This window comes from Rhodococcus sp. ACT016 (genome assembly GCF_050477185.1).
Taxonomy (GTDB): domain Bacteria; phylum Actinomycetota; class Actinomycetes; order Mycobacteriales; family Mycobacteriaceae; genus Prescottella.
On the sequence record NZ_JBEAET010000001.1, the window covers coordinates 2,517,174 to 2,538,124 of the forward strand.

28 protein-coding genes are annotated in these 20,951 nt (G+C 67.6%); 17 read left to right on the forward strand and 11 right to left on the reverse strand.

Annotated features, from left to right (window positions below):
- Positions 1–11: 11 nt before the first annotated feature.
- The 3 genes from ACQ5DX_RS11630 to ACQ5DX_RS11640 all read right to left on the reverse strand — a co-directional run bounded on the left by ACQ5DX_RS11630 (position 12) and on the right by ACQ5DX_RS11640 (position 3,160).
- Positions 12–734, reverse strand: coding sequence for a TIGR02234 family membrane protein (locus ACQ5DX_RS11630; protein WP_430332762.1), 723 nt, complete (start codon positions 732–734; stop codon positions 12–14).
- Positions 727–2,328, reverse strand: a complete 1,602-nt coding sequence (locus tag ACQ5DX_RS11635; RefSeq protein ID WP_430332763.1) for an anthranilate synthase component I — start codon at positions 2,326–2,328, stop codon at positions 727–729. Before ACQ5DX_RS11635 ends, ACQ5DX_RS11630 begins: the two co-directional genes overlap by 8 nt.
- Before the next feature lie 64 nt (positions 2,329–2,392).
- On the reverse strand, positions 2,393–3,160 hold the full coding sequence (locus tag ACQ5DX_RS11640) for a dioxygenase family protein (RefSeq protein WP_430335632.1): 768 nt from the start codon (positions 3,158–3,160) through the stop codon (positions 2,393–2,395).
- A gap of 149 nt (positions 3,161–3,309) precedes the next feature.
- On the opposite strand from ACQ5DX_RS11640, the gene ACQ5DX_RS11645 reads away from it, so the two are divergent.
- Entirely contained in the window at positions 3,310–3,804 is a 495-nt protein-coding gene (locus tag ACQ5DX_RS11645) for a MarR family winged helix-turn-helix transcriptional regulator (protein WP_430332764.1), read from the forward strand.
- Between the two features lie 25 nt (positions 3,805–3,829).
- Here ACQ5DX_RS11645 and ACQ5DX_RS11650 read toward each other — a convergent pair whose 3' ends face one another.
- Positions 3,830–4,009, reverse strand: a complete 180-nt coding sequence (locus ACQ5DX_RS11650; RefSeq protein ID WP_430332765.1) for a tautomerase family protein — start codon at positions 4,007–4,009, stop codon at positions 3,830–3,832.
- A 145-nt stretch (positions 4,010–4,154) separates the two neighbouring features.
- On the opposite strand from ACQ5DX_RS11650, the gene ACQ5DX_RS11655 reads away from it, so the two are divergent.
- Positions 4,155–4,700, forward strand: a complete 546-nt coding sequence (locus tag ACQ5DX_RS11655) for a DUF488 family protein (RefSeq protein ID WP_430332766.1) — start codon at positions 4,155–4,157, stop codon at positions 4,698–4,700.
- 21 nt (positions 4,701–4,721) lie between these two features.
- Here the strand turns inward: ACQ5DX_RS11655 and ACQ5DX_RS11660 are convergent, their stop codons facing one another.
- Positions 4,722–5,075, reverse strand: coding sequence for a DUF6480 family protein (locus tag ACQ5DX_RS11660; RefSeq protein ID WP_430332767.1), 354 nt, complete (start codon positions 5,073–5,075; stop codon positions 4,722–4,724).
- A gap of 108 nt (positions 5,076–5,183) precedes the next feature.
- On the opposite strand from ACQ5DX_RS11660, the gene ACQ5DX_RS11665 reads away from it, so the two are divergent.
- From ACQ5DX_RS11665 to ACQ5DX_RS11730, 14 genes are all read left to right on the forward strand, one after another.
- Positions 5,184–5,861 carry a hypothetical protein gene (locus tag ACQ5DX_RS11665; RefSeq protein WP_430332768.1) on the forward strand — a complete coding sequence of 226 codons (678 nt, stop codon included), beginning with the start codon at positions 5,184–5,186 and terminating at the stop codon, positions 5,859–5,861.
- A 5-nt stretch (positions 5,862–5,866) separates the two neighbouring features.
- Positions 5,867–6,913 (forward strand): SRPBCC family protein, encoded by a 1,047-nt coding sequence (locus ACQ5DX_RS11670; protein ID WP_430332769.1) that lies wholly within the window; start codon positions 5,867–5,869, stop codon positions 6,911–6,913.
- Positions 6,910–7,314 (forward strand): gas vesicle protein GvpJ, encoded by a 405-nt coding sequence (gene gvpJ, locus ACQ5DX_RS11675; protein WP_430332770.1) that lies wholly within the window; start codon positions 6,910–6,912, stop codon positions 7,312–7,314. Before ACQ5DX_RS11670 ends, gvpJ (ACQ5DX_RS11675) begins: the two co-directional genes overlap by 4 nt.
- Positions 7,311–8,093 (forward strand): GvpL/GvpF family gas vesicle protein, encoded by a 783-nt coding sequence (locus ACQ5DX_RS11680; RefSeq protein WP_430332771.1) that lies wholly within the window; start codon positions 7,311–7,313, stop codon positions 8,091–8,093. The genes gvpJ (ACQ5DX_RS11675) and ACQ5DX_RS11680 overlap by 4 nt, the downstream gene beginning before the upstream one ends.
- Before the next feature lie 4 nt (positions 8,094–8,097).
- Positions 8,098–8,343 carry a gas vesicle protein GvpG gene (locus tag ACQ5DX_RS11685; protein ID WP_430332772.1) on the forward strand — a complete coding sequence of 82 codons (246 nt, stop codon included), beginning with the start codon at positions 8,098–8,100 and terminating at the stop codon, positions 8,341–8,343.
- 3 nt (positions 8,344–8,346) lie between these two features.
- Positions 8,347–8,667 (forward strand): gas vesicle protein, encoded by a 321-nt coding sequence (locus ACQ5DX_RS11690; protein ID WP_430332773.1) that lies wholly within the window; start codon positions 8,347–8,349, stop codon positions 8,665–8,667.
- Positions 8,664–9,080 (forward strand): gas vesicle protein, encoded by a 417-nt coding sequence (locus tag ACQ5DX_RS11695; protein ID WP_430332774.1) that lies wholly within the window; start codon positions 8,664–8,666, stop codon positions 9,078–9,080. The genes ACQ5DX_RS11690 and ACQ5DX_RS11695 overlap by 4 nt, the downstream gene beginning before the upstream one ends.
- A gap of 4 nt (positions 9,081–9,084) precedes the next feature.
- Positions 9,085–9,849: a GvpL/GvpF family gas vesicle protein gene (locus ACQ5DX_RS11700; RefSeq protein WP_430332775.1), complete on the forward strand. Its 765-nt coding sequence runs from the start codon at positions 9,085–9,087 to the stop codon at positions 9,847–9,849.
- Positions 9,846–10,049 carry a gas vesicle protein GvpJ gene (gene gvpJ, locus ACQ5DX_RS11705; protein WP_430332776.1) on the forward strand — a complete coding sequence of 68 codons (204 nt, stop codon included), beginning with the start codon at positions 9,846–9,848 and terminating at the stop codon, positions 10,047–10,049. The genes ACQ5DX_RS11700 and gvpJ (ACQ5DX_RS11705) overlap by 4 nt, the downstream gene beginning before the upstream one ends.
- Positions 10,050–10,111: 62 nt before the next feature.
- Positions 10,112–10,387 carry a gas vesicle protein K gene (locus ACQ5DX_RS11710; RefSeq protein ID WP_430335633.1) on the forward strand — a complete coding sequence of 92 codons (276 nt, stop codon included), beginning with the start codon at positions 10,112–10,114 and terminating at the stop codon, positions 10,385–10,387.
- The gene (locus ACQ5DX_RS11715) at positions 10,384–11,601 is read left to right on the forward strand and encodes a glycosyltransferase (protein WP_430332777.1); all 1,218 of its coding nucleotides are present in this window, start codon (positions 10,384–10,386) and stop codon (positions 11,599–11,601) included. Before ACQ5DX_RS11710 ends, ACQ5DX_RS11715 begins: the two co-directional genes overlap by 4 nt.
- 163 nt (positions 11,602–11,764) lie before the next feature.
- Positions 11,765–12,205, forward strand: a complete 441-nt coding sequence (locus ACQ5DX_RS11720) for an ATP-binding protein (protein WP_430332778.1) — start codon at positions 11,765–11,767, stop codon at positions 12,203–12,205.
- Between the two features lie 47 nt (positions 12,206–12,252).
- Positions 12,253–12,978 carry a SigB/SigF/SigG family RNA polymerase sigma factor gene (locus ACQ5DX_RS11725; protein ID WP_430332779.1) on the forward strand — a complete coding sequence of 242 codons (726 nt, stop codon included), beginning with the start codon at positions 12,253–12,255 and terminating at the stop codon, positions 12,976–12,978.
- A 196-nt stretch (positions 12,979–13,174) separates the two neighbouring features.
- Entirely contained in the window at positions 13,175–13,600 is a 426-nt protein-coding gene (locus ACQ5DX_RS11730) for an STAS domain-containing protein (RefSeq protein ID WP_430332780.1), read from the forward strand.
- A 468-nt stretch (positions 13,601–14,068) separates the two neighbouring features.
- On the opposite strand, the gene hisI is transcribed toward ACQ5DX_RS11730, so the two are convergent.
- Together hisI and ACQ5DX_RS11740 are read right to left on the reverse strand one after the other, a co-directional pair.
- Positions 14,069–14,416 (reverse strand): phosphoribosyl-AMP cyclohydrolase, encoded by a 348-nt coding sequence (hisI, locus tag ACQ5DX_RS11735; protein ID WP_430332781.1) that lies wholly within the window; start codon positions 14,414–14,416, stop codon positions 14,069–14,071.
- Between the two features lie 7 nt (positions 14,417–14,423).
- Positions 14,424–15,644, reverse strand: coding sequence for a M20 metallopeptidase family protein (locus tag ACQ5DX_RS11740; protein ID WP_430332782.1), 1,221 nt, complete (start codon positions 15,642–15,644; stop codon positions 14,424–14,426).
- Positions 15,645–15,696: 52 nt separating this feature from the next.
- Between ACQ5DX_RS11740 and ACQ5DX_RS11745 the strand changes: the two genes are divergently transcribed.
- A complete protein-coding gene (locus tag ACQ5DX_RS11745) occupies positions 15,697–16,608 on the forward strand; it encodes a dihydrodipicolinate synthase family protein (RefSeq protein WP_430332783.1) in 912 nt (303 codons plus the stop codon).
- On the opposite strand, the gene ACQ5DX_RS11750 is transcribed toward ACQ5DX_RS11745, so the two are convergent.
- Genes ACQ5DX_RS11750 through ACQ5DX_RS11765 form a run of 4 tightly spaced genes read right to left on the reverse strand, consistent with a single transcriptional unit; the run spans position 16,584 to position 20,923 of the window.
- Complete coding sequence (locus ACQ5DX_RS11750) at positions 16,584–17,495, reverse strand: hypothetical protein (protein ID WP_430332784.1); 912 nt, start codon at positions 17,493–17,495, stop codon at positions 16,584–16,586. The two genes, ACQ5DX_RS11745 and ACQ5DX_RS11750, sit on opposite strands and share 25 nt — an antisense overlap.
- A 10-nt stretch (positions 17,496–17,505) precedes the next feature.
- Positions 17,506–18,837, reverse strand: coding sequence for an MFS transporter (locus ACQ5DX_RS11755; protein WP_430332785.1), 1,332 nt, complete (start codon positions 18,835–18,837; stop codon positions 17,506–17,508).
- On the reverse strand, positions 18,834–19,901 hold the full coding sequence (locus ACQ5DX_RS11760; RefSeq protein WP_430332786.1) for a dihydrodipicolinate synthase family protein: 1,068 nt from the start codon (positions 19,899–19,901) through the stop codon (positions 18,834–18,836). The genes ACQ5DX_RS11755 and ACQ5DX_RS11760 overlap by 4 nt, the downstream gene beginning before the upstream one ends.
- Positions 19,901–20,923 carry an NAD-dependent epimerase/dehydratase family protein gene (locus ACQ5DX_RS11765; RefSeq protein ID WP_430332787.1) on the reverse strand — a complete coding sequence of 341 codons (1,023 nt, stop codon included), beginning with the start codon at positions 20,921–20,923 and terminating at the stop codon, positions 19,901–19,903. The genes ACQ5DX_RS11760 and ACQ5DX_RS11765 overlap by 1 nt, the downstream gene beginning before the upstream one ends.
- Positions 20,924–20,951 lie beyond the last annotated feature (28 nt).

The window sequence follows — 20,951 nt, forward strand, 5'->3', positions numbered from 1 at the left end:
AGAGGTCGCAGTTATTCGCCCTCCGGGCGGGTACCCGCAGGACCGGTGTCCTTGCTCACATCGTCCGCCCGCGGGCTCGACCCGCCGCTGGCCGGACCGTCACCGGCACCTTCGACGGTGGGGTCCTCCCCGGCGTCCAGCGCGTCCCACAGCATGCGCTGCGTCGGGGGTTCCGCCTTCCCGTCGTCGGCCCCGCGTTTCGTCGCGGCCTCCCGGCGTGCGGCCGGGCTGTCGTACTTCGACGAGAGTCCACCTGCCGCAGTCGGTTTGCGGATCAGCACGATCGCGGCGGCGAGCGCGACGACCGAGCCGAACAACACCAGCAGCGCCGGTGCCGTCGACACGTCGACGGCGGTCACCTGGGTTCCGACGCGGTCGAATCCGGCGATGTCCCCGGCTCGCTCGTTCGACGCCTCACCGGTCAGCAGGCCGATAGCGGGAATCGCGGCGACGACTGCGACGACGGCAACGAGCACCCCGAGCACCCGGACCATCCAGCCACGCACCGCGAATGCGGCGGCGATCGCGGCCACGAGGACGAGCGCCAGCGGCGTCGTCGCGGCCGCCCACGTGCCACCGTCGAGGTTCGTGGTCCGGTCCTCGCCGAGTCCGTCCGACGACGTGACCGTCACCCACGTCATGCGCGACGAGCCCCACAGGCACACCGCAGCGACCGCGAGAAGCAGCGCCGCGATCCCGACCGCGCGACGTCCGCCGGTCTTGTTCTCACTCACCGATGTTCACCTCCGAGCGGTCCCCGAAGGGCCGCAGCGTCTGCGCCGCCGCGATGGCGCTGAGAACCGCCATCGCCTTGTTCCGGGACTCGGTGTCCTCGTAGACGGGGTCCGAGTCCGCCACCACGCCGGCACCGGCCTGCACGTACGCGGTGCCGTCCTTGATCAGCGCCGTACGGATCGCGATCGCGGTGTCGGCGTCGCCGGCGAAGTCCAGGTAGCCGACGATGCCGCCGTAGATCCCGCGCCGCGTCGGTTCCAACTCGTCGATCAGCTCCATCGCGCGCACCTTCGGAGCCCCCGAGAGCGTGCCGGCCGGGAAACACGCCTTCACGGCGTCGAGAGCGTGCTTGCCCTCGGCGAGGCGACCGGTCACCGTCGAGACCAGGTGCATCACGTGGCTGTAGCGCTCGATGTGCCGGTAGTCGTGCACCTTCACGGTACCGGGCTCGCACACCCGGCCCAGGTCGTTGCGCCCGAGGTCCACGAGCATCAGGTGCTCGGAGTTCTCCTTCTCGTCCGCGAGCAGGTCCTTCTCGAGCAGGATGTCGTCCTCCTCGGTGGCACCGCGCCAGCGCGTCCCCGCGATCGGATGGGTCGTCGCGACGCCCTCCTTCACGGTCACCAGCGATTCCGGGCTGGACCCGACGATCGAGAAGGAAGTCTCACCGTCCGCGCCGGGGACCTGGACCAGGTACATGTACGGGCTCGGGTTCGACGCCCGCAGCATCCGGTAGACGTCGATCGGCTCTGCGGCGCAGTCCATTTCGAAGCGCTGCGACAGCACCACCTGGAACGCCTCACCGGCCTCGATCTCGCCGATGAGCCGGCGCACGTCCATCCCGAAGCTCTCGGTGGTGCGCTGTCGCCGGTAGTCGGGCTGGGTCCGGGCGAACGTCGACACGGTCGACGGCGCGGGCGCGGCGAGCGCGTCGGTCATCCGGTCCAGGCGGGCGACGGCGTCGTCGTAGGCGGCGTCGACCCGTTCGTCGGACCCGTCCCAGTTGACCGCGTTGGCGATGAGCGTGATCGCGCCCTCGTGGTGGTCGACCGCCGCGAGATCGGTCGCCAGGAGCATCACCATCTCGGGGATCTGCAGGTCGTCCACGGCGTGGCTGGGCAATCGCTCGATGCGCCGGACCGCGTCGTAGCCGAGGAAACCGACCATGCCGCCAGTCAACGGTGGCAGGCCGGGCAGACGTTCGGACCGCAGCAGTTCGAGTGTGCGACCGAGCGCGACGAGCGGGTCACCGCCGGACGGGGCGCCCACCGGGACGTTGCCGAACCATGCGGCCTCGCCGTCGCGGACGGTGAGGGCGGCCGGGCTGCCCGCACCGATGAACGACCAGCGCGACCAGGATCGGCCGTTCTCGGCCGACTCCAGCAGGAAGGTACCGGGGCGGCTGCCCGCCAGCTTGGTGTACGCCGACAGCGGGGTCTCGGCGTCCGCGAGCACCTTGCGGACGACGGGGACCACGCGATGCTCGACCGCGAGCGCGCGGAACTGCTCGCGCGAGGTCGTCGAATCGTGTGGGGCCGCCCCGTCCGGGGACGCCGAGGTTGCTGCTGGGATGGTGGTGGACTCGCCGCGCATACATCCATCATCCCAGGGGGACCGATCACGGCCGCCGCCACGGGTCCCCAACGGGGGCGTGGCGTCAGTCGACCTGGATCGACCGCTTCGCCAGACCCAGCCAGAATCCGTCGATCACCTGCTTCGCCGCCTGCTCCGGGTTACTGGACGCGCCCAGCGTGACGAACAGCGGCGCGAAGTGCTCGATCGTCGGGTGCGCGTAGGGCATGCCCGGCGCCTGGGTACGGAAGTCGATCAGGCCTTCGACGTCGCCGGTCGCAAGACGCTCCCCGGCCCACGCGTCGAACTCGGCGGACCAACCGGGTGCGTCCGCGTCGGGCGACGGGTCCCGCAGGAACGGCAGCCCGTGCGTGGTGAATCCCGATCCGATGATGAGCACGCCCTGCTCGCGCAGCGGGCGGAGGCGACGCCCGAGTTCGAGCAGTCGCTGCGGGTCGAGGGTGGGCATCGAGATCTGCAGGACCGGCACGTCGGCGTCGGGGTACATGACGGTCAGCGGCACGTATGCGCCGTGGTCGAGGCCGCGGCGCGGGTCCTGGTACACCGGTTCGTCGTCCGGCATGAGCGCGGCCACCTGCCGGGCGAGGTCTGGAGCCCCGGGCGAGGAATACGTGACCTCGTAGAAGCGGCGCGGGAATCCGCCGAAGTCGTACACGAGCGGCGTTCCGGTCTCGGTGGCGCCGATTGTCAACGGCGCCGACTCCCAGTGCGCCGAGACCACCAGGATGGCGGTCGGACGGGGCAGGTCAGCGGACCACTGGGACAACTCCGCGACCCACCGCTCGCTGTCGACCAACGGCGGGGCACCGTGGCTGAGGAAGATCGCCGGCATGACGCTCACATGAACTCCTTTGTTGAAGCTTCAAGTTAACATGTGATTCAACGCTTCCGCCAGGCACTTGTTCCCCGCCGCACTCCCCGCCTCCCGGGTTTGACACCCTGGAGGCGAGAATCGGCATCCAGTGATCGGAGATCGACCCGATGGGCGCGCAGGACAGCACCGGCACCAAGTGGCTCACCGATGCCCAGCAGGACGCGTGGCGGGCGCTCGTATCGCTCGTCACGCGTCTGCCCGCTGCCCTCGACACGCAACTGCAGCGCGACTCCGACCTCACTCATTTCGAGTACTTCGTCCTGGCGGTGTTGTCCGAGTCGCCGGATCGTCGGCTGCGTCTTTCGGAGCTGGCGGGCCAGGCGAACGCGTCGCTCTCGCGCCTGTCGCACGTCGTCACGCGGCTCGAGAAGCGCGGATGGGTGCGCCGCGAGTCGGTGGCCGGCACCCGCGGCGCCTTCGCCGTCCTCACCGACGACGGCATGGCCAAGGTGGTCGAAGCCGCACCCGGGCACGTCGACACAGTGCAGGCACTGGTGTTCGAGGGCCTCGACGACGATCAGGTCGCCCAGCTGTCCGCGCTCGGCAAGGCGCTGGTCGTGCAACTCGACAAGGGCATTGCCGCCGGCACCGGCAAGGCCTAGCCAGGAACTTCAGCGGGCGGCGCGATCAGCCCAGGGGTACGCCGCCGACGCCCCAATTCTCACGCGGCACCTCGGTGATGGTGACCCAGACCTTCGAGGGATCCTTGCCCGCGGCGTCGGCATACGCCGTCGTCACCGCGGCGATCACCGCCCGCTTCTGCTCGGCGGTGAGGCCCGGGGTCTGACTGATCTGAATCATCGGCATGAACGGGATTGTGTCAAACAGCGCCCGAACGGGCCCATCGACAGGCTCGTCTCCCCACGCGTGTGGCAACACTTGGTGATCTGATGGGAGCGAGCAATTGCCACCCGTTCCATCGAGACCACGCGGTTCGCGAGGTGAGATCGCCGTGTCGCTGCTGACGGTGGGTCACGGCCGCCTGGGGCGCACGGAATTCGTCGCCTTACTCGGTTCGGTCGAGGCCGAATCCATCGTGGACGTACGGCGATTCCCGCGAAGCTCACGCAATCCGGACATGAACCTGGCGGCGATGACGGAATGGCTTCCGGCCGCCGGCATCGACTACCGCCACGACGTTTCACTGGGTGGACGTCGACGTCTGGCTGCCGGTGCCTCGGTCGAGGATCCATGGTGGCGGGTCGCGCAGTTCGCCGCCTACGCCGCGCACACGCGGACCGCCGCGTTCCAGGAGGCGATCCAACGGCTGCTTCAGCAATCGTCCCGGTCCAGGACAGCGATCATGTGCAGCGAGAGCCTGTGGTGGCGCTGCCACCGGCGACTCATCGCCGACGTCGCCGTCCTTCGGTACGACAGGTCCGTTCTTCACGTCATGCCCGACGGTCATCTCTCGCCGCATGCGCCGGCGGCCGGTGCCCGGCTGAGTCCGGATGGGTTGGTGTACTGGGATTCTCCGCCGCCCGACCCGGAAAGCTGATCCAGCCGCGGGTCATGCGGGCTACCAGACGCCCGCCGCCATCAGGATGAGCCCCACGACGACGATGACGAAGACAACCACGATGGCGGCGACAATCACCATCGTCGCCACGCCGGTCGCGGGGAAATGACCCCTGGTGTCCGGTTCGTGCTCCGACACGTCGGAGGTCCCTCCCGATTCCGGCGGCGTCGACCGAGTGGGTATGCCCCCGCCCGGCGCGAGATCAGGTGTGTCCCGACGATCAGCGTCCGGTCCGTGAGACGCTCCCGGTTCGGTCATGACGGCCTCCTCACCACGCTCCGCGTGTACCCGTTCTCGAGTCGTTTCATTCCCGACCCGCGATTCTTCTGCCGGCCGTCCGGACTTTTCCGCCATTTCGTGTTTGCGGCCGCACCGCGCGGGCTAACCATCCCGTGAGTCGGCGTCGATCCGGACCGGCCTGGCACCGGAGACCCGTCTGCACCCACAGAGGAGAGGACGGTCATGAAAGGTGGCATGCGCGTCGCCCTCGCCGTGGCGGCCGGCTACTTCCTCGGCCGTACGCGCAAGATGAAGGCCGCGCTGATGCTCGCCGGCGCAGGAGCGACCGGTCGGCTTCCGAGCAATTCACGGGAGTTGGTCCGCGAGGGCGTCAAACGACTCGGCGATTCCGGGGAGGTCTCGAAGCTCGTCGAGAGCGTGCGCGGCGAATTGACCGACGCCGCCAAGAACGCCGCGATCGCGGCAGCGAGCAACCGGATCGACGCCCTGACGAATCGGATCGAAGGAACGACCGAGGGTTTGGCCAAAACGACCGAGGGCGTGACCAAAGGGGCCGAGGGCCTGACCAAAGGACTGACGGGCGTTCTCGCACCAGAGGAGGAGCACGAGGACACCGAAGAATCCGAGCCTGACGAGAGCAGCACGCGAGAAAAGGAAACCGCGGGCGATCAGGAGGACGAGGACACCACCGAGCACGATACGTCCGAGCATGCCGAGGCACCCCGGCGCCGAAGCACTTCGCCTCGGACGAGATCCACTGCGTCGCGCAGTGGCACGCCCCGAACTCGCAAAACCGCCCAACCGAAGGCCGCCCAACCGAAGACGACCCAATCGAAGACCCGGACGAGTGCACGATCTGCCGCGTCGGACGACGCGCCGGTTCGCCGGACCGGGAGGTGAACGGCGTGTCCACGACCGAGGAAGAAAAGACGTCGACAGGCGGTGCGGACCTACTCAAGGACTCGCTCAAGCACCTCGCCGGCGCAGTCGCCGAGAAGGGTGTGAAGTCGCTGACCGACACAGTGGCGTCGACGGTGGGGAATCTCGACGCATTCACCGAAGGCGGTGGCAAAGGGGGACTCGCGACCGCGGTGACGGGATTGGCCCAGGGCGAATCTCCGGCAAAGGTCGCGATGAAGGCAGGGTGGTCGAGCCTCACCGGCAAGCTCAAGGAGAAGGGCCGCGACCTCAAGGAGACCCTGACGGGAGGCAAAGGCAAGGGGAAGGGCAAGGGCCGCAAGTTCGTCAACATCGTGGAACAGATCGACATCGGGGCTCCGATCGATCTTGTGTACGACCAGTGGACACAGTTCACCGATTTTCCCGGATTCATGAAGAAGCTCCAACAGGTCGAGCAGGTCTCGGACGAGAAACTGCAGTGGAAGGCGCAGGTCTTCTGGTCGCATCGTTCGTGGGAGTCGACGATTCTCGAGCAGGTTCCCGACGAACGCATCGTGTGGCGGTCCAAGGGAGCCAAAGGCTATCTCGACGGCGCCGTCACCTTCCACGAACTCACACCCGGCCTGACTCGGGTTCTGGTGGTCATCGAGTACCACCCACAGGGCTTCTTCGAGAAGACCGGCAACATCTGGCGGGCTCAAGGCCGTCGGATCAGACTGGAGCTCAAACACTTTCAACGTCACGTCATGCTGCAAACCGTGCTGCACCCGGACGACGTGGAGGGGTGGCACGGGGAGATCCACGACAGTCGAGTCGTGCCGCCCGAGGAACTGGAAGAGCAGGAAGAACTCGAGGAACCGGAAGAAGAGGAACCCGAGGAAGGAGAGGAAGACGAGCAGGATCGCGACCGCGCAGACGCGGACGATGCTGCTCCGGACGAGCCGCCCGATGACGAGTGGGAGGACGAGCAGCCGTCCGACGACGAACGTGACGACGAACAGGAGGCGGCGCCGCGGACGAGGCGACGCCGGGAGCAGGAGGCAACCCGATGACCATCGTGCAGGGCGGTGGAGGCGCAGGTGGAGGACCGAGTTCCGGCAGCCTGGCCGACGTGATCGACACAATCCTGGACAAGGGGCTCGTCATCGACGCCTATGCACGCGTGTCTCTGGTGGGCATCGAAGTCCTCACCATCGATGCGCGGGTCGTGGTCGCCAGCGTCGATACGTACCTGCGTTTCGCCGAGGCGGTCAACCGGTTGGAGATCTCCAGCACCGAACCGCAGGGTCTACCGGGCATGGTGCAGGGCATGACGCAGGGCGCTGCCCGGTCCAAGTCCAAAGGCGCGATCGAAGCCGCCGGAGAGAAGGTGGCCGACTTCCTCGGCAGCATCGAGGAGGCCCGCGAGAAGCAGCCACGAGGACGATCCCGCGGAGGCAGGGAGGAGCAATGACAGACGCGAAATCCGAGCCCGGGGACCGCGCCACAGCGGTATATGTCTACGGCCTGGTGCCGGCGGATGTCGAAGTGAAACCAGACGCGACCGGTATCGGCACACCGCCTGCCCCGCTTGACACTGTCGCGTTCGACGACATCGCCGCGCTCGTCAGCGATGTCGACCCGGACGCGCAGCTGGGCACACCGGACGATCTGCGTACCCATGCGAGGATTCTCGACACCACTGCCACGGTCGCACCGGTGCTGCCGTTCCGGTTCGGTTCGGTGATGACCGATACCGACGCGGTGGTGTCCGAACTGCTCGAACCGTACCGGGACGAGTTCCATGAGGCACTCGACGAGCTCGAAGGGCTCGTCGAATACGTGGTGAAGGGCAAATACGTCGAAGACACCGTCCTGCGCGAGATCCTTTCCGCGGACGGCGAGGCCGACCGGCTCCGGGAGATCATTCAAGACCAACCGGAAGAAGTCACGCGCGATGCGCGACTGGCCCTCGGCGAGCGGATCACCCGGGCACTGTCTACCAGGCGAGACCATGACACGCAGCAGTTGGTCGAGGCGCTCGATCAGGTGGCGAAGGACGTGCGGGTCCGCGACGTGACGGGCGACGAGGATGCTGGTTCGGTAGCCGTATTGATCGCCACGGACGACGTCGATTCTCTCGACAAGACGGTCGAGCGTTTGACCCAGGACTGGCAGGATCGAGTCGATCTCACCGTCCTCGGCCCGCTTGCAGCCTACGACTTCGTGAAGACACGAGCCCCCGGAACCTGAAGTCATGGGCATCTTCTCAGCAGTCCTCGGACTTCCGCTGGCGCCGGTACGCGGCGTGGTGTGGATCGCGGAGATCGTCCGCCGACAGGTGGACGAGGAACTCTACAGCCCGGCCGCGTTTCGACGTCGCCTCGAAAACATCGAGGAGGCAAGAGCTTCGGGGCAGATCTCCGACGAGGAAGCCGCGGCAGCCGAGGAGCAAGTCGTCGCCATGATGACAGGACGTGGCACAAGCGGCGGAACGGAGTGAGGCATGTCCGGCCCACGAGATCCAGATGCGGCACCGTCCGACACCGGCGCGAGCGAAGATCTGACGGCACCTCAGGCCGCCGCCGAAGCATCCCGCCAGATCGCCGAACTCACCGGACGCCCACCCGTCGGAGCCGTATCGGTCACGCCTAGCGACGAAGGATGGTCCGTCGAGGTCGAAGTCGTCGAGGATCGTCGAATTCCTTCGTCATCCGATGTCCTGGCAATCTATGCCGTGGTTCTGGACTTGGATGGAATGCTGCTCTCCTACAGGAGAATTCGTCAATATACGCGCGGCCGGTCGTCCAGGGGCGCGGAGCAGTGACGAGGGCCGGCGGCGGAGCCGGATATCCGCAACCGTACAGCCAGGGCCTCGGCGGCGCCGGACACGAACCGGCGAATCTCGCCGACATCCTCGAACGGGTCCTGGACAAGGGCATCGTCATCGCGGGTGACATTCGGGTCAACCTGCTCGACATCGAACTGCTGACCATCAAGCTCCGGTTGGTGATCGCCTCGCTGGAGACAGCTCGCGAAGTCGGAATCGACTGGTGGGAGCACGATCCCTGGCTCACCGGACGCAGCAACGACCTCGAGTTGGAGAATCAGCGACTGCGAGACCGGATCGAGGCACTGGAATCGCGAAACCGCGCCGCTGCAGACCTCACCACCTCATCCCAGCAGCCCGTGGAGGCCGAGTTGGCGGACGACGAGGAGCAGCGTCATGACCCCGAATGAGGGCGTGTGGGTCTACGCGGTCACAACCGACGGCTCCTTCCCCGGCGGCATCTCCGGAATTCGGGGCGTGGCAGGCGAGCCATTGCGCATCGTGGCCGACTCGGGCTTGGCGGCCGTCGTCGGGTCGGTCGCCCTCGACCAGTTCGGCGAGGATGCACTGCGCCGCAATCTCGAGGATCTCGACTGGCTCTCGGAAACCGCACGCAGTCACGACGCGGTCGTTGCCGCCATCTGTGCGGGAGGCGCAACCGTGCCCCTGCGCCTGGCGACGGTGTACTACGACGACGAACGCGTGCGCACCATGTTGCGTGAGAGCTCAACCGAACTCGACGAGGCGCTGGAACGGATCGCAGACCGCACGGAATGGGGTGTCAGGGCGTACGGCAATCGCGGCACGCTGACCGAGAAGCGAGAAGCGTCGCAGGAGACCGGCCGACCTTCGGGGACGGCATACCTCATGCGCCGGCGGGCGCAGGCCGCGGCGCGGGAAGACGCGGAGTCCACCGCCGCGATGCATGCCGACGAAATCTACGCGGAGCTGGCTGACCTGTCGGTTGCCGCCATCAGGCAGCCCCCCTCTCCTCCGAGTCTGGCCCCCCGCCAATCGTGGGAGATCCTCAACGCGTCCTATCTCGTCGACAATCAGAAGACACGCGAATTCGCTTCCGCCGTTGAGGCCGTCAACGACCGTATCGACGACGTCGAGACCATCCTCACAGGCCCGTGGCCACCGTATTCGTTCACCGCGGTCGAATCGGGCGAGCGATGAGCTCCCCCGCGTACCCCGATCGCCGGGTCGCGCTGGTGGACTTGCTCGATCGTGTTCTCGGCGGCGGCGTCGTGGTGTCCGGGGAGATCACTCTCTCCATCGCGGACGTGGACATGGTCCACATATCGCTGAGAACGCTGGTGTCGTCGGTCAGCGCCCTCAACCCGCCGCCGGGCCGGACACTCGAGAGCGAACAGTGAAGGACGGTACCGACGCCACACACCCGACGGGGGACGATTCGTCGCCCGCGCAAACCTCGTCGTTGCGGCAACGGATCGATTCGGATCCGGAGTCCGTCGAGCGCGGCCTCGTCGCGTTGGTGCTCACGTTGGTCGAGTTGCTGCGGCAACTGATGGAGCGACAGGCTCTGCGCCGTGTCGACGCCGGCGACCTGTCCGATGCGCAGATAGAACGCATCGGCACCACGCTGATGCTGCTCGAAGAGAAGATGGAGGAATTGCGTGAGCATTTCGGACTCACGCCTGAGGATCTGAACATCGACCTGGGGCCGCTCGGCCCGCTGCTGGCCGACGAATGAAGATCGCGATGGTGTCGGACCACTCGAGTCCACTCGTCGCGATGGGCGGAGCGGACACGGGCGGACAGAACGTCCATGTGGCCGCCTTGTCCGCGACGTTCGTCAGGCACGGCCACGAGGTCGTCGTCTTCACTCGTCGGGACGACGAGTCGGCGCCGGAACACGTTCGCGCGCCGGACGGATATGCCGTTGTCCACGTGTCGGCCGGCCCGCCTCGGGCAGTGCCCAAGGACGAACTTCTGCCGTACATGCAGGAATTCGCGTGCGGCCTGCGTGACCACTTCGCTGCGTCGGAATTCGACGTGGTGCACTCGCACTTCTGGACGTCCGGGTTGGCAGCGCGGCTTGCCAGCCGCATCTGCGGTGTCCCCCTCGTCCACACGTTCCATGCATTGGGCACCGTCGAGAGGCGCTATCAGGGAGCCGCCGACACGAGCCCACCGGAGCGAATTTCGCTGGAATGCAAGATCGGACAGAGTGTGGATGCGGTGGTCGCCACATGCTCGGACGAAGTGTTCGAACTGGTTCGAATGGGCATTCCTCGATCACGGATCGCGGTGGTGCCCTGTGGAGTCGACATCGACGAGTTCCGGCCCGACGGTCCCCGTGCGCCCCACGGGGAGCGCCTTCGCCTCGCCACGGTCGGGCGCCTGGTCCGACGCAAGGGCTTCGACGTCGCCATCCGCGCATTGGCCACATTGCCGAACACCGAGTTGGTGATCGCGGGTGGGCCGGCGACGGGCCCGGTGCACGAGGACGAAGAGGGCCGACGACTGCTCGAACTGGCAGGCGACCTCGGTGTGCGCGGGCAGCTTGCCATGCCCGGCAGAATTCCCCACAATCGGATGCCGGAACTGCTGCGGTCCACCGACATAGTGGTGTGCTCACCGTGGTACGAACCCTTCGGGATTGTTCCCCTCGAAGCGATGGCGTGCGGAAAGCCGGTTGTCGCCAGCGCTGTGGGCGGACTGACCGAGACCGTCGTCGACGGTGTCACCGGGATCCATGTTCCCCCGAGGAATTCCGACGCCCTCGCGCGCTCACTACGTTCGTTGCTCGCCGAGTCGTTCCGGCGGGAGGAGTTCGGGCAAGCGGGCCGGGATCGGGCCGTGCAGCGGTACTCGTGGAATCGGGTCGCGGCAGAGATCGAACACGTCTACGAGGCCGTGGTGCGGGGCACGGTCCCACGAGCGGCCGGCGGTGTCGGGCGATGAGCGCCGACGGCCGACGGACGCGTCGCAGAACTCCCGGCCCATCCGGTCTCGGAACCGCTCTACCGCAGGTTTGGAATCGACTGGCAGTGGGAACTTCTGAATCGTCGAAGCCGATGGAACCACCCGCCACTGCACCGGGTCGGGTCGCTCGGAACGAGGAATCATGAGTCAGACCTACGCAAGTCCGAGTCGGTCCGAGAACTTGGGGCCGGTCATCGAACTGCGGACCCCGGCCGAGGCCTCGCAACTGGCCCCTATCCGCGGGGTGTCCGCGGCCCTCGCCGGACAGTGCAACATGAACCTCGATCAGATCGCCGATCTGCAGCTCGCCGTGGACGAGGCATGCAGCGCACTCTTTCGAATCGCAATCCGTGAAACGGAGATCGTCTGCCGGTTCCGACTGTCCGCCGATACCTTCCAATTCTCCGCCGGCGTCGCGACCGCCCGGTCGGATGTCGACTGGCCGTACGAACGTCGATTCGGTTGGCACGTCCTTCGCACCCTTACCGACGAACTGGAATTGCACCGACATCACGGCAATGGAGACGGCAGCTCCTCGACTGTCGTGATCTCGTTCACCCTTCACGGCGGTGACATGACGTGAGCCGCCGGGTCACCGACAGGCCGGACGAGTACAGCGATGTCAGACCGATGTTCCGATCGCTGAGGTCCTTGGCCCCGGACGATCCGATTCGTCGAGACCTGCGCCGGGACATCATCACCCGTTGCCTACCACTGGCCGAGCACATCGCGCGCCGGTTCGACCGCCGCGGAGAGCCGTTCGACGATCTGATGCAGGTGGCCAGCCTCGGCCTCGTCAACGCGGTGGATCGCTTCGATGTGGACCGCGGATCCGACTTTCTCGCATTCGCGGTCCCGACCATCATGGGCGAGGTACGCCGGCATTTCCGGGACGCCGGCTGGGCGGTTCGTGTTCCGAGGAGGCTGAAGGAACTGCATCTCGACGTCGTCAAGACGACATCGACGTTGTCTCAGCGCCTGGGGCGCGCCCCGACCACTCGGGAGATGGCGGTCGAACTGGGTGTCAGCGAGGACGACGTCCTCCAGGGGCTGCAGGCGGCGAACGGCTACCGAACCCTGTCCGTGGATTCGGGAGCCGTCGGTGCCGGTTCGGGGCTGACGCTCACGGACGTGCTGGGCGATGCCGACAGCGACCTGGCCGGGGTGGAGGATCACGAGGTACTGCGGGTCCTCCTCGAGAACCTGCCCGATCGAGAACGCACGGTTCTACTTCTGCGGTTCTTCGGGAACCAGACACAATCACAGATCGCCGAACGGATCGGCGTCTCCCAGATGCATGTTTCCCGCATCCTGTCCGACACGCTGGCGAGGCTGCGCGAACAGGCGGAGAGGTGACCTTCTCCGCCGGTCGTTCATACCGAAAACGCACGAAGTGCTCGGCACGGCGCCCGGCGTAAAGTCTGTGGCAGAAGCGGAGAAGGTTGAGCAAACAGCCTGTCGCCATCCTCGAGGCAGCTTTTCGACCGTCGCCGGGCTGGCGGCGAAACGAACGTAGGCGGGGAGACCCGTTCGAACCCGATGGAGGCACGGCGTGCCTGGTTTTCCGATATCTGCAAGCACCCGGGTTCGAAGGGACAACCAGGCGACGGCGAGCGAGCAGTCCACGGCGACACAACCCGGTACAGCGCTGGTCGTCGAGTTCACTGCCAACCTCGACCTCAGTACGCTGCAAAGCTTCCGTTGCGCATTCAGCAATCTGGTCGACGAAGTCACTTCGGACGGCTTCTCCACCGGCGACCTCATCATCGTCGATCTGTCACGGATCGACTTCGTCAGCATCGATGCCACATCCGCCCTCGTCGACGCGAAGAAGCTTGTCTTCGATCGGGGGATCGACTTCAAGCTGGTCACCTCGACGCGCGGGGTCGAGCGCGCCCTCGCAGCGACCGGAGCACGTCAACTCTTCACCTGCTACCGCACGGTCGAATCTGCCGTGGGGACCGACCGCACGCGGTAGGCGTGTCCCGGCGGCTCGCCGGATACGGCGAACTCACGCTGGCCCTGCACTATCCGTGTCGGCGCACTCACTGCGACGGTTCAGGAGAAACTCGCCGGAATCCTGCGGCAAATGCGCAGCGCCGACGCGATGCTCAAAACGCTGTCGCCCCAGGCGCTCACGCGCTGACCGTGCCCCGCGGACTGAGCGCCTCGTCGAGAGCTGGCTGGTCGCCGAGGTCCACATCGAGCCGCACTTCAGAGCCCGTTTCGTCCCGTTGCGCGATCCTCGATCGCGGGCGTAGCGTCGGCGATGGCCGCCGTTCGACATCGACAGCGACGGTCGGGCGACACGTTCGGGGCAACGCCACACACTTCGGCGCGGTGGGGGTCGTGCAGAACCCGCCGACGTGATCCGTCGACAGACGCTGCAGCGGCGCAGTCCACAAGACCGCTGCCGCCCCACCCCCGAACGCGACCAGGACCCGCGTCAGGACTCGGCGGCGAGCAGCACGTCGGTGTCGAAGCAGGTGTGCGTGCCGGTGTGGCACGCCGCACCCTCCTGGTCGACTATCAGCAGCACGGTGTCGCCATCGCAGTCGAGGCGCACCTCGTGCACGTACTGGGTGTGGCCGGACGTCTCGCCCTTGACCCAGTACTGCTGCCGCGAGCGGGAGTAGTACGTACCCTTACGGGTCTCGAGCGTGCGCGCGAGGGCCTCGTCGTCCATCCAGGCGACCATCAGGACATCGCCGGTGGACTTCTCCTGGGCGACCGCGCTGAACAGCCCGGCTTCGTTGCGCTTGAGACGGGCGGCGACAGCGGGATCGAGGCTCATGCGACCGTTATACAGGCACGGCCGCATCCGACTCAAAGTCCGCCGCCAACTGCCGCAGCCGGTCGATCGCCCATTCCGTCTCGAAGCGCACACCACGCTCGACGACCGCATCGTCGAACACTGCGAACGGCGAGTGGTTCGACGCGGCGACGCTCGGATCGCGGTCTGAGGGGCAGGCCCCCAGCAGGACGAACGCTCCCGGCACCCGGTCCAGGAACCAGGAGAAGTCCTCCGATGCCGTGAAGGGCCGGTCCATCACGTCGACCGCGTCCTCGCCGAACAACCGGCGCGCCGTGGCGATCGCGAAATCTGCTTCGCCGTCGGCGCTGACGGTGGGCATCGCAACGTCCTCGAGCTCGACCACGGCCTGGACGCCGTGGACGGAGGCCACGCCGTCGGCCACTCTGCCGATCAGCGCTCGCAGCTGTGCCGTGTCGTCTGCGGTGAACGCGCGGGCGGTACCGCTGACATGTGCGGTGTCCGGAATGACGTTGCCGCTGTGCCCGCCACTGATCTGCCCGACGGTGGCGACCACCGGCGTCAGCATGCCGAACGTTCGCGTGATCGCGGTCTGCAGCGCGGTGACGAACTCCGCGGCGGCCACGATGGGGTCCCGCGCGGTCTGGGGGGCCGACCCGTGCCCGCCGCTGCCGTTGAACCGGGCGGTGAACGTGGTGGACGCCGACATCATCGCGCCGCGCCGCATCCCGAACACACCGCGGGGCAGATGGTACGAGAAGACGTGCAGTCCCAGCGCTGCGTCCGCCCGTCGGCCCGCGGCGTCGAGCACGCCCTCGGCGAGCATCGCGAGCGCGCCGCCCCAGTTCTCCTCGCCGGGCTGGAACACGAACACCACGTCGCCGGCCAACGCGTCCCGCCGCGCGGCGAGGCGGTGCGCGGCACCCACGAGGATCGCCATGTGCAGATCGTGCCCGCACGCATGCATCGCGCCGTTGCCGGACGCGAAGTCCAGTCCGGTCGCCTCTTCGACAGGGAGCGCGTCCATGTCGGAACGGACGAGCACGGTCGGCCGGAGGCTGCCGCGTACTGCGCGGCCGCGCAGCACCGCCGTCACCGACGTGGTCGCCGATCCGGTGGAGATCTCGAGATCGAGTCCGTCGAGGGCGGCGAGAATTCGCGCCTGGGTCCACGGCAGGTCGAGTCCGACCTCGGGGTTGCGATGCAGTTCGCGACGCAACAGGATCAAGTCGGGGATCGGTGTGGTCATCGGTTCGTCTCCTCTGCGGTTTGGATGGTCTCGGATGTATAGGGTCGGTGGCATGGAGTGGTTCGGTGTGGCGCGAGAGTGGTCCGGGCACGCCCGCGGACGCCTGTTCTCCGCCCCCGCAACGCCGTTCGACGCGGCGGGGACCGCGCGGCCCGAACAGGCGTCCGACTACTTTCGTGCGCTCGTGGCGTCCGGTGCGGACGGCCTGGCGATCGCGGCACACACCGGGCGTGGCCCGCATCTGGACGCGGCCGCGAAATCCGAGCTGATCCGCGTGGCCCGGGGCTCGGGGGCGGACGTGATCGTCGGGGTCGAGACCGCCGCCGACGCCCGTGCGGCGGCTGCCGCCGGCGCGGACGCCCTCCTGGTCTTCCCGGCCCCTGGCGACGCCGCGTCCGTGCTCGGTCGATTCGACGCGCTGTGGGACGCCGCCCGCCTGCCACTCGTCGCTTTCGACCTGTACACCGCGCCGTACTCGGATGCGGTGTTCGGCGCCCTGGTCGACCACCCCGCCGTCGCGGCGGTCAAGCTCGCCCGGCTTTCGGACGCGGTGGCGTGCCAGGACCGGATCGCCGTCGTCCGCGCCCGCGGCAAACTGGCGATCACGGGCGAGGACAGGATGTTCGGCGCCTCGTTGACGTGGGGCGCCGAGGCGGCGCTCGTCGGAATCGCCGCGGCAGCAGTAACTCTCACGCGCGCCGTGCTGGACACGTTCGGCGGGAACGACCTGTCCGCATTCCTCGACGCCTCCCGACGGCTCGACACGTTCGCGGCCGCGACGTTCCGCGAGCCGTTCGACGGGTACGTGCAACGCATGGCCTGGATCGCGCAGACCGAGGGACTACTTCCGGACCACCTCGTCACCGACCCGTTCGCGCCGGTACTACCGGAAGGTGAACGGGCACGCGTGCTCGAGGTGTTCGCCCACACCATCTCCTGTCAATCGCGCCCGCGGGCGAGCTGAGCCGCAGTCACGGTCGTGTCGATCACCGCACGACTGCGTTCCCACGGCACTGGAGAGCGGGCGCCGCCGGCCATCGCCAGCACCGCCCGCATGCAATCGAGATAGCCGAGACCGAGGTAGTGGTCCGTGCCGTCGAGTGTCGCCCGGTGGACGCCGGAGGCCGTGTGGATCACCACTTCGTAGTGCTCCCCGGTCCCGGTCCCGACGACGTCGGCGCTGACCGACACGGCGCCGGACGCGTGGGCGTGGACGGCCATGACGTTCTCCGAGATGGTGCGGTCCCCCGGAATCCGTGAGCAGACGCCACCGAGCGGTGTGACAGCTCGCCCCAGGACGGTGTCGAGCATCTCCCACGCGTGCAGTCCCATCGAGATCGCCGTCCCCCCACCGTCGTTCGGATCGTCCTGCCATCGACGCTCCGCGGTGGTGAAAACGTCGATCGCGTGGCGCACCGACACGTGCGCGGCGACGGGATCTGCTCCGTCGACCTCGGCCGCCAGTGCGCGGACCGCCGGCGCGAATCGCAGCACCGAGGTGGTGAGGAAGCGCTCGGCGCGATCGCGGACCGCGTGATCCGATGCGGCCAGGCTCGGCCGGTCGGTGGCGGGAACCTTGTTGAGGAAGCACGCGACCCCGCGATCGAGCACCGCGGACACGACCGGAACGACGCGCCGCGGCCGCGGCGTGACGATCACCAGGTCCGGGCCCCAGTCCAGCAACTCCGCCAGCGTCCCGAACGGGGCTGCGGACCACTCCCGGCCGAAGTTCTCGCGCCGGGAGTGGTCGTCGGCATCCCAGACGGCGAACTCATCCGCCCCCAGCAGTCGCGCGTTACGCGCGTCGCTGAACGGGTGCGAGTGGGCCACCCCGGCGAAACCGATTCGCATGCAGTCTCCTTCAGTTCATGTCGACGTCACGCGTCTCCGGGCTCAGGACAGCGCCGATCACCGTGAGCAGACCACCGAAACACAGCAGCACCACCGCGGTGTACGGCAGCGGCATGAACGTCGACAGCCCGCTCTGGATGTAGGCGTAGAACGCGGGGATCACCATGCCGAGCGAGTACCCGAGACCGTACCCCGACGCCCGCACACCCAGGGTGAACCGTTCGGTCAGGTACGTCGTCAGACAGCCCCATGGCACGCTGATGAGCACGGTGACCGAGATCAGCAGCACCAGCACGGTCCCGAACGTCCGGACGTTGCCGGATGCGATGAGGGTGTACGGGATCGGCGCGACGAACATGCACAGCAGACCACCTGCGATGAGCATCGGCCGTCGCCCGACCCGCTGCGACAGCAGGCCACTGCCCATATACACGGCCACCACGATGGCGTTGGCGATCACCAGGGCCAGCGTCGTCGAGTTCGGGCTGAGCTTCGCTTCGCTCTTCATCAGTCCCGGCAGCACGGTGGTGAGCATGTAGCTCGTGAACCACAAGCCGGTGGTGAGGACGAAGACCTGCAGGAAGTCGCGACCGGACCGGCCCTTGAACAACTCGACGATCGGGGTCTTCACCTTGTCCGACTGCTGCCATTCCTCGCTGTCCTCGACGTTGCGGGAATACCAGACGGCGAAGCCCACCGACAGCACGGCTCCGACGAAGAACGGGATACGCCAGCCCCATTGGACGTAGGCCGAGTCGATTCCCTGCGCCGGCATGACCTGCAGCAGCCCGAGCGTGATGAGCGCGATCGAGCAGTAGGCCAGCGGGAAGCCCGTGGAGATGATCGCGCCGTTGAGTCCGCGCCGCTCTTTTCGGCTCTGCTCGAGCGCCGTCGGTGTCGCCGAGGTGTACTCGCCGCCGAGGAACACACCGTCGATGAAGCGGAGTGCGATGAGCAGGATCACCGCCGTGATGCCGATCTGCTGGTAACCCGGCAGCAGTCCGATCGCCATCGTCGTCACGCCGAAGCCCGTGACCGAGACGACGGTGATCCGGCGGCGCCCGAACTTGTCGGCCAGATGCCCGAACAGCATGGCACCCAACGGCCTACCGATCAGTGTCGCGGCGAAGACCGACCCGTTGATGAGTGCGATCGTGCCTGCCGACGCGCCGGTGGCCTGGAAGTACACCGATGCCGGCGCCAGCACGATCACCGGCAGGTAGATGTCGAACAGGTCGACATAGAACCCGAGCCATGCCCCGAAGACCGCCTTCCGCGCGCGATCGGTTCTACCCGCATCCGGGGTTGCGGTGGAAGCGTCGTCGACCGTTGTCGAGCTCATCCCAACCATCCTTCGAGTCCTGCGGCGATGAAGCCGTCCTCGTCTCGCAGCCATTCGTACGCATCGACCGTTCTGGTCAGCTCGTCGGCCTGACCGGCCGACAGTCTCTCGTCCGGATCGATGCACCACGTGCCCGCCAGCAGACCCTGCCGGCGCAACACCTCGTGCACGCCGGCGATCACACCGGCGAAATTGTTGCGCACGTCGAACACCGCGGCATTCGCGTCGGTCACCGCGGCCGCCATCGAGAGCGCCCGAGACCGCGCGGACTCGTCACCCGCCCATGCCTTCTGGACGAGTTCGTGCAGGTGGACCGCGGTTCGGGTCCATACCGCCCAGTGCCCGAGCAGGCCGCCGACGAACCGTCGGCTCACGGGGCCCGCCGCTCCGGCGACGTCGAACGGTGTGAGCAGATCGGCGACGATGTTGTCGTCGTTGCCGGTGTAGAGCGCGACGTCGTGGCCACGGTCCGAGTCGACGATTCCCTGCACCAGCTCGAGGGTCCGGTACCGGTCGAACGGCGCCGCCTTGACCGCGACCGTGGACGGCTGATCGGCCAGCCGGCGCCAGTACTCACGGGGAAGGTAGCAACCCCCGACGGCCTCCTGCAGGTAGAACCCGATGACGGGCAGCACCTCGCCGACCGCCGCGGACCGGTCCAGGAGGTAGTCGACGTCGCGATCGGCCAAGCCGCCCGGCGACACGAGGACCGCGTCGTAGCCGAGCTCGTGGGCCAGTTCCGCCTCCGCGACAGCCTGTTCCGTGGGCCCGGCGACGCCGGCGATCCGCAGGAAGGCCCGCCCACCGACGCGGGCGTCGAGCTCCTCGGCCGCCAGTTCGAGGACCGGACGCAGCAGCCCGACTTCCGGGCGGCGGATCTCGAACTGGGTGGTGTGCACACCCACCGCCACGCCCCCCGCCCCGGCGTCGACGTAGTAACGGGTGAGAGCCCGCTGTCGACGCTCGTCGAGCGAGCGATCGGCGTCGAGAGCCAGCGGGTGGGCGGGAATGACGGTGCCGGCGTGCAGAAGCGCGGCCGCGGTTTCCGAGCGCATCGTCGTCATCAGAACTTCCCGTCCCGCCGCTCGAACTTCGTCGGCTTGTTCCACAGCGTGCCGCCGGCGCTCATCCAGGTCGCCTGCATGTCGATGAGCTGACCCAGGCTGCGGTCCGGGTAACCGAACAACGTGTGGCACTTCGAGGCGTTGTTGAGCAGGCTGGTCTCGCCCTCCGCGCCCACGAAAACCGGCTCGACACCGAGCTTCTCCCCCAGCTGTCGGGCGATCGTGCGCACCGACGCCGTCTCGGGCCCGGTCAGGTTCAGCACGAACGGCAAGGTGTCGGCGTGGCCGAGGCTGCGCAGGATCACCTCGTTCGTGTAGCGCTGCCACACCACGTTGACGACACCGATCGACAGGTCCACGGGCTCGCCCCCGGCCACCCGGCGGGCGATGTCGGCGACGACGCCGTACCGCGGCTCGCACGCGTAGTTCAACCGGATCAGCGCGACGCGGGTCCCGCGGGTGCGCGCACCGTGTGTGAAGACCTGTTCACGGCCACGGCACGTGATCGCGTACTCCCCGACCGGACCGGTCTCGTCGGTCTCCAGGGGCCCGCCCGTCATCGGCGACGTCAGCGGGTACACGTTGCCGGTCGACAGCGCCGTGATCCGCGATCGTGCGTACCGCCGCGCAACGTACGCGGGGAGCACCGTGTTCGTCATCCAGGCCTCGTCCGACTTGGTAGAGGTACCGAACTTCGCACCGACCAGGAAGATCACCTCGCTCGCGTCGGGCAACCCGTCCACCGCGGCCGGGTCAGATAAATCGGCCATGACCGTTTCCACGCCGACCGCGTCCAGGCGGGCCCGCGCATCAGCGTCACCCCACCGCGAAACAGCCATCACCCGCAGGTCGCCACGGCCGGCCTCGTCGAGCGCCCGCCGCGCCATCGTCGCGACACCGGACCCGATCTTTCCACCGGCACCCAGCACGATTACGTCACCGCTCCACGCCGCCGCCTCGGCGACGAGCTCCGCGCCGGGGCGCCCGAGCTCCCGCTCGAGCTCCTTCTCGTCCACGAACATCGAACTGCCCTTCTCCAGATGGACTATT

Bases quoted from the DNA above. Each gene is read 5' to 3' on its own strand.
- ACQ5DX_RS11635 (WP_430332763.1), bottom strand. From the start codon at position 2,328: ATGCGCGGCGAGTCCACCACCATCCCAGCAGCAACCTCGGCGTCCCCG.
- ACQ5DX_RS11640 (WP_430335632.1), bottom strand. From the start codon at position 3,160: ATGCCGGCGATCTTCCTCAGCCACGGTGCCCCGCCGTTGGTCGACAGC.
- ACQ5DX_RS11645 (WP_430332764.1), top strand. From the start codon at position 3,310: ATGGGCGCGCAGGACAGCACCGGCACCAAGTGGCTCACCGATGCCCAG.
- ACQ5DX_RS11650 (WP_430332765.1), bottom strand. From the start codon at position 4,009: ATGCCGATGATTCAGATCAGTCAGACCCCGGGCCTCACCGCCGAGCAG.
- ACQ5DX_RS11660 (WP_430332767.1), bottom strand. From the start codon at position 5,075: ATGGCGGAAAAGTCCGGACGGCCGGCAGAAGAATCGCGGGTCGGGAAT.
- ACQ5DX_RS11665 (WP_430332768.1), top strand. From the start codon at position 5,184: ATGAAAGGTGGCATGCGCGTCGCCCTCGCCGTGGCGGCCGGCTACTTC.
- gvpJ (WP_430332770.1), top strand. From the start codon at position 6,910: ATGACCATCGTGCAGGGCGGTGGAGGCGCAGGTGGAGGACCGAGTTCC.
- ACQ5DX_RS11680 (WP_430332771.1), top strand. From the start codon at position 7,311: ATGACAGACGCGAAATCCGAGCCCGGGGACCGCGCCACAGCGGTATAT.
- ACQ5DX_RS11685 (WP_430332772.1), top strand. From the start codon at position 8,098: ATGGGCATCTTCTCAGCAGTCCTCGGACTTCCGCTGGCGCCGGTACGC.
- ACQ5DX_RS11690 (WP_430332773.1), top strand. From the start codon at position 8,347: ATGTCCGGCCCACGAGATCCAGATGCGGCACCGTCCGACACCGGCGCG.
- gvpJ (WP_430332776.1), top strand. From the start codon at position 9,846: ATGAGCTCCCCCGCGTACCCCGATCGCCGGGTCGCGCTGGTGGACTTG.
- ACQ5DX_RS11715 (WP_430332777.1), top strand. From the start codon at position 10,384: ATGAAGATCGCGATGGTGTCGGACCACTCGAGTCCACTCGTCGCGATG.
- ACQ5DX_RS11720 (WP_430332778.1), top strand. From the start codon at position 11,765: ATGAGTCAGACCTACGCAAGTCCGAGTCGGTCCGAGAACTTGGGGCCG.
- ACQ5DX_RS11725 (WP_430332779.1), top strand. From the start codon at position 12,253: ATGTTCCGATCGCTGAGGTCCTTGGCCCCGGACGATCCGATTCGTCGA.
- hisI (WP_430332781.1), bottom strand. From the start codon at position 14,416: ATGAGCCTCGATCCCGCTGTCGCCGCCCGTCTCAAGCGCAACGAAGCC.
- ACQ5DX_RS11740 (WP_430332782.1), bottom strand. From the start codon at position 15,644: ATGACCACACCGATCCCCGACTTGATCCTGTTGCGTCGCGAACTGCAT.
- ACQ5DX_RS11745 (WP_430332783.1), top strand. From the start codon at position 15,697: ATGGAGTGGTTCGGTGTGGCGCGAGAGTGGTCCGGGCACGCCCGCGGA.
- ACQ5DX_RS11750 (WP_430332784.1), bottom strand. From the start codon at position 17,495: ATGCGAATCGGTTTCGCCGGGGTGGCCCACTCGCACCCGTTCAGCGAC.
- ACQ5DX_RS11755 (WP_430332785.1), bottom strand. From the start codon at position 18,837: ATGAGCTCGACAACGGTCGACGACGCTTCCACCGCAACCCCGGATGCG.
- ACQ5DX_RS11760 (WP_430332786.1), bottom strand. From the start codon at position 19,901: ATGACGACGATGCGCTCGGAAACCGCGGCCGCGCTTCTGCACGCCGGC.
- ACQ5DX_RS11765 (WP_430332787.1), bottom strand. From the start codon at position 20,923: ATGTTCGTGGACGAGAAGGAGCTCGAGCGGGAGCTCGGGCGCCCCGGC.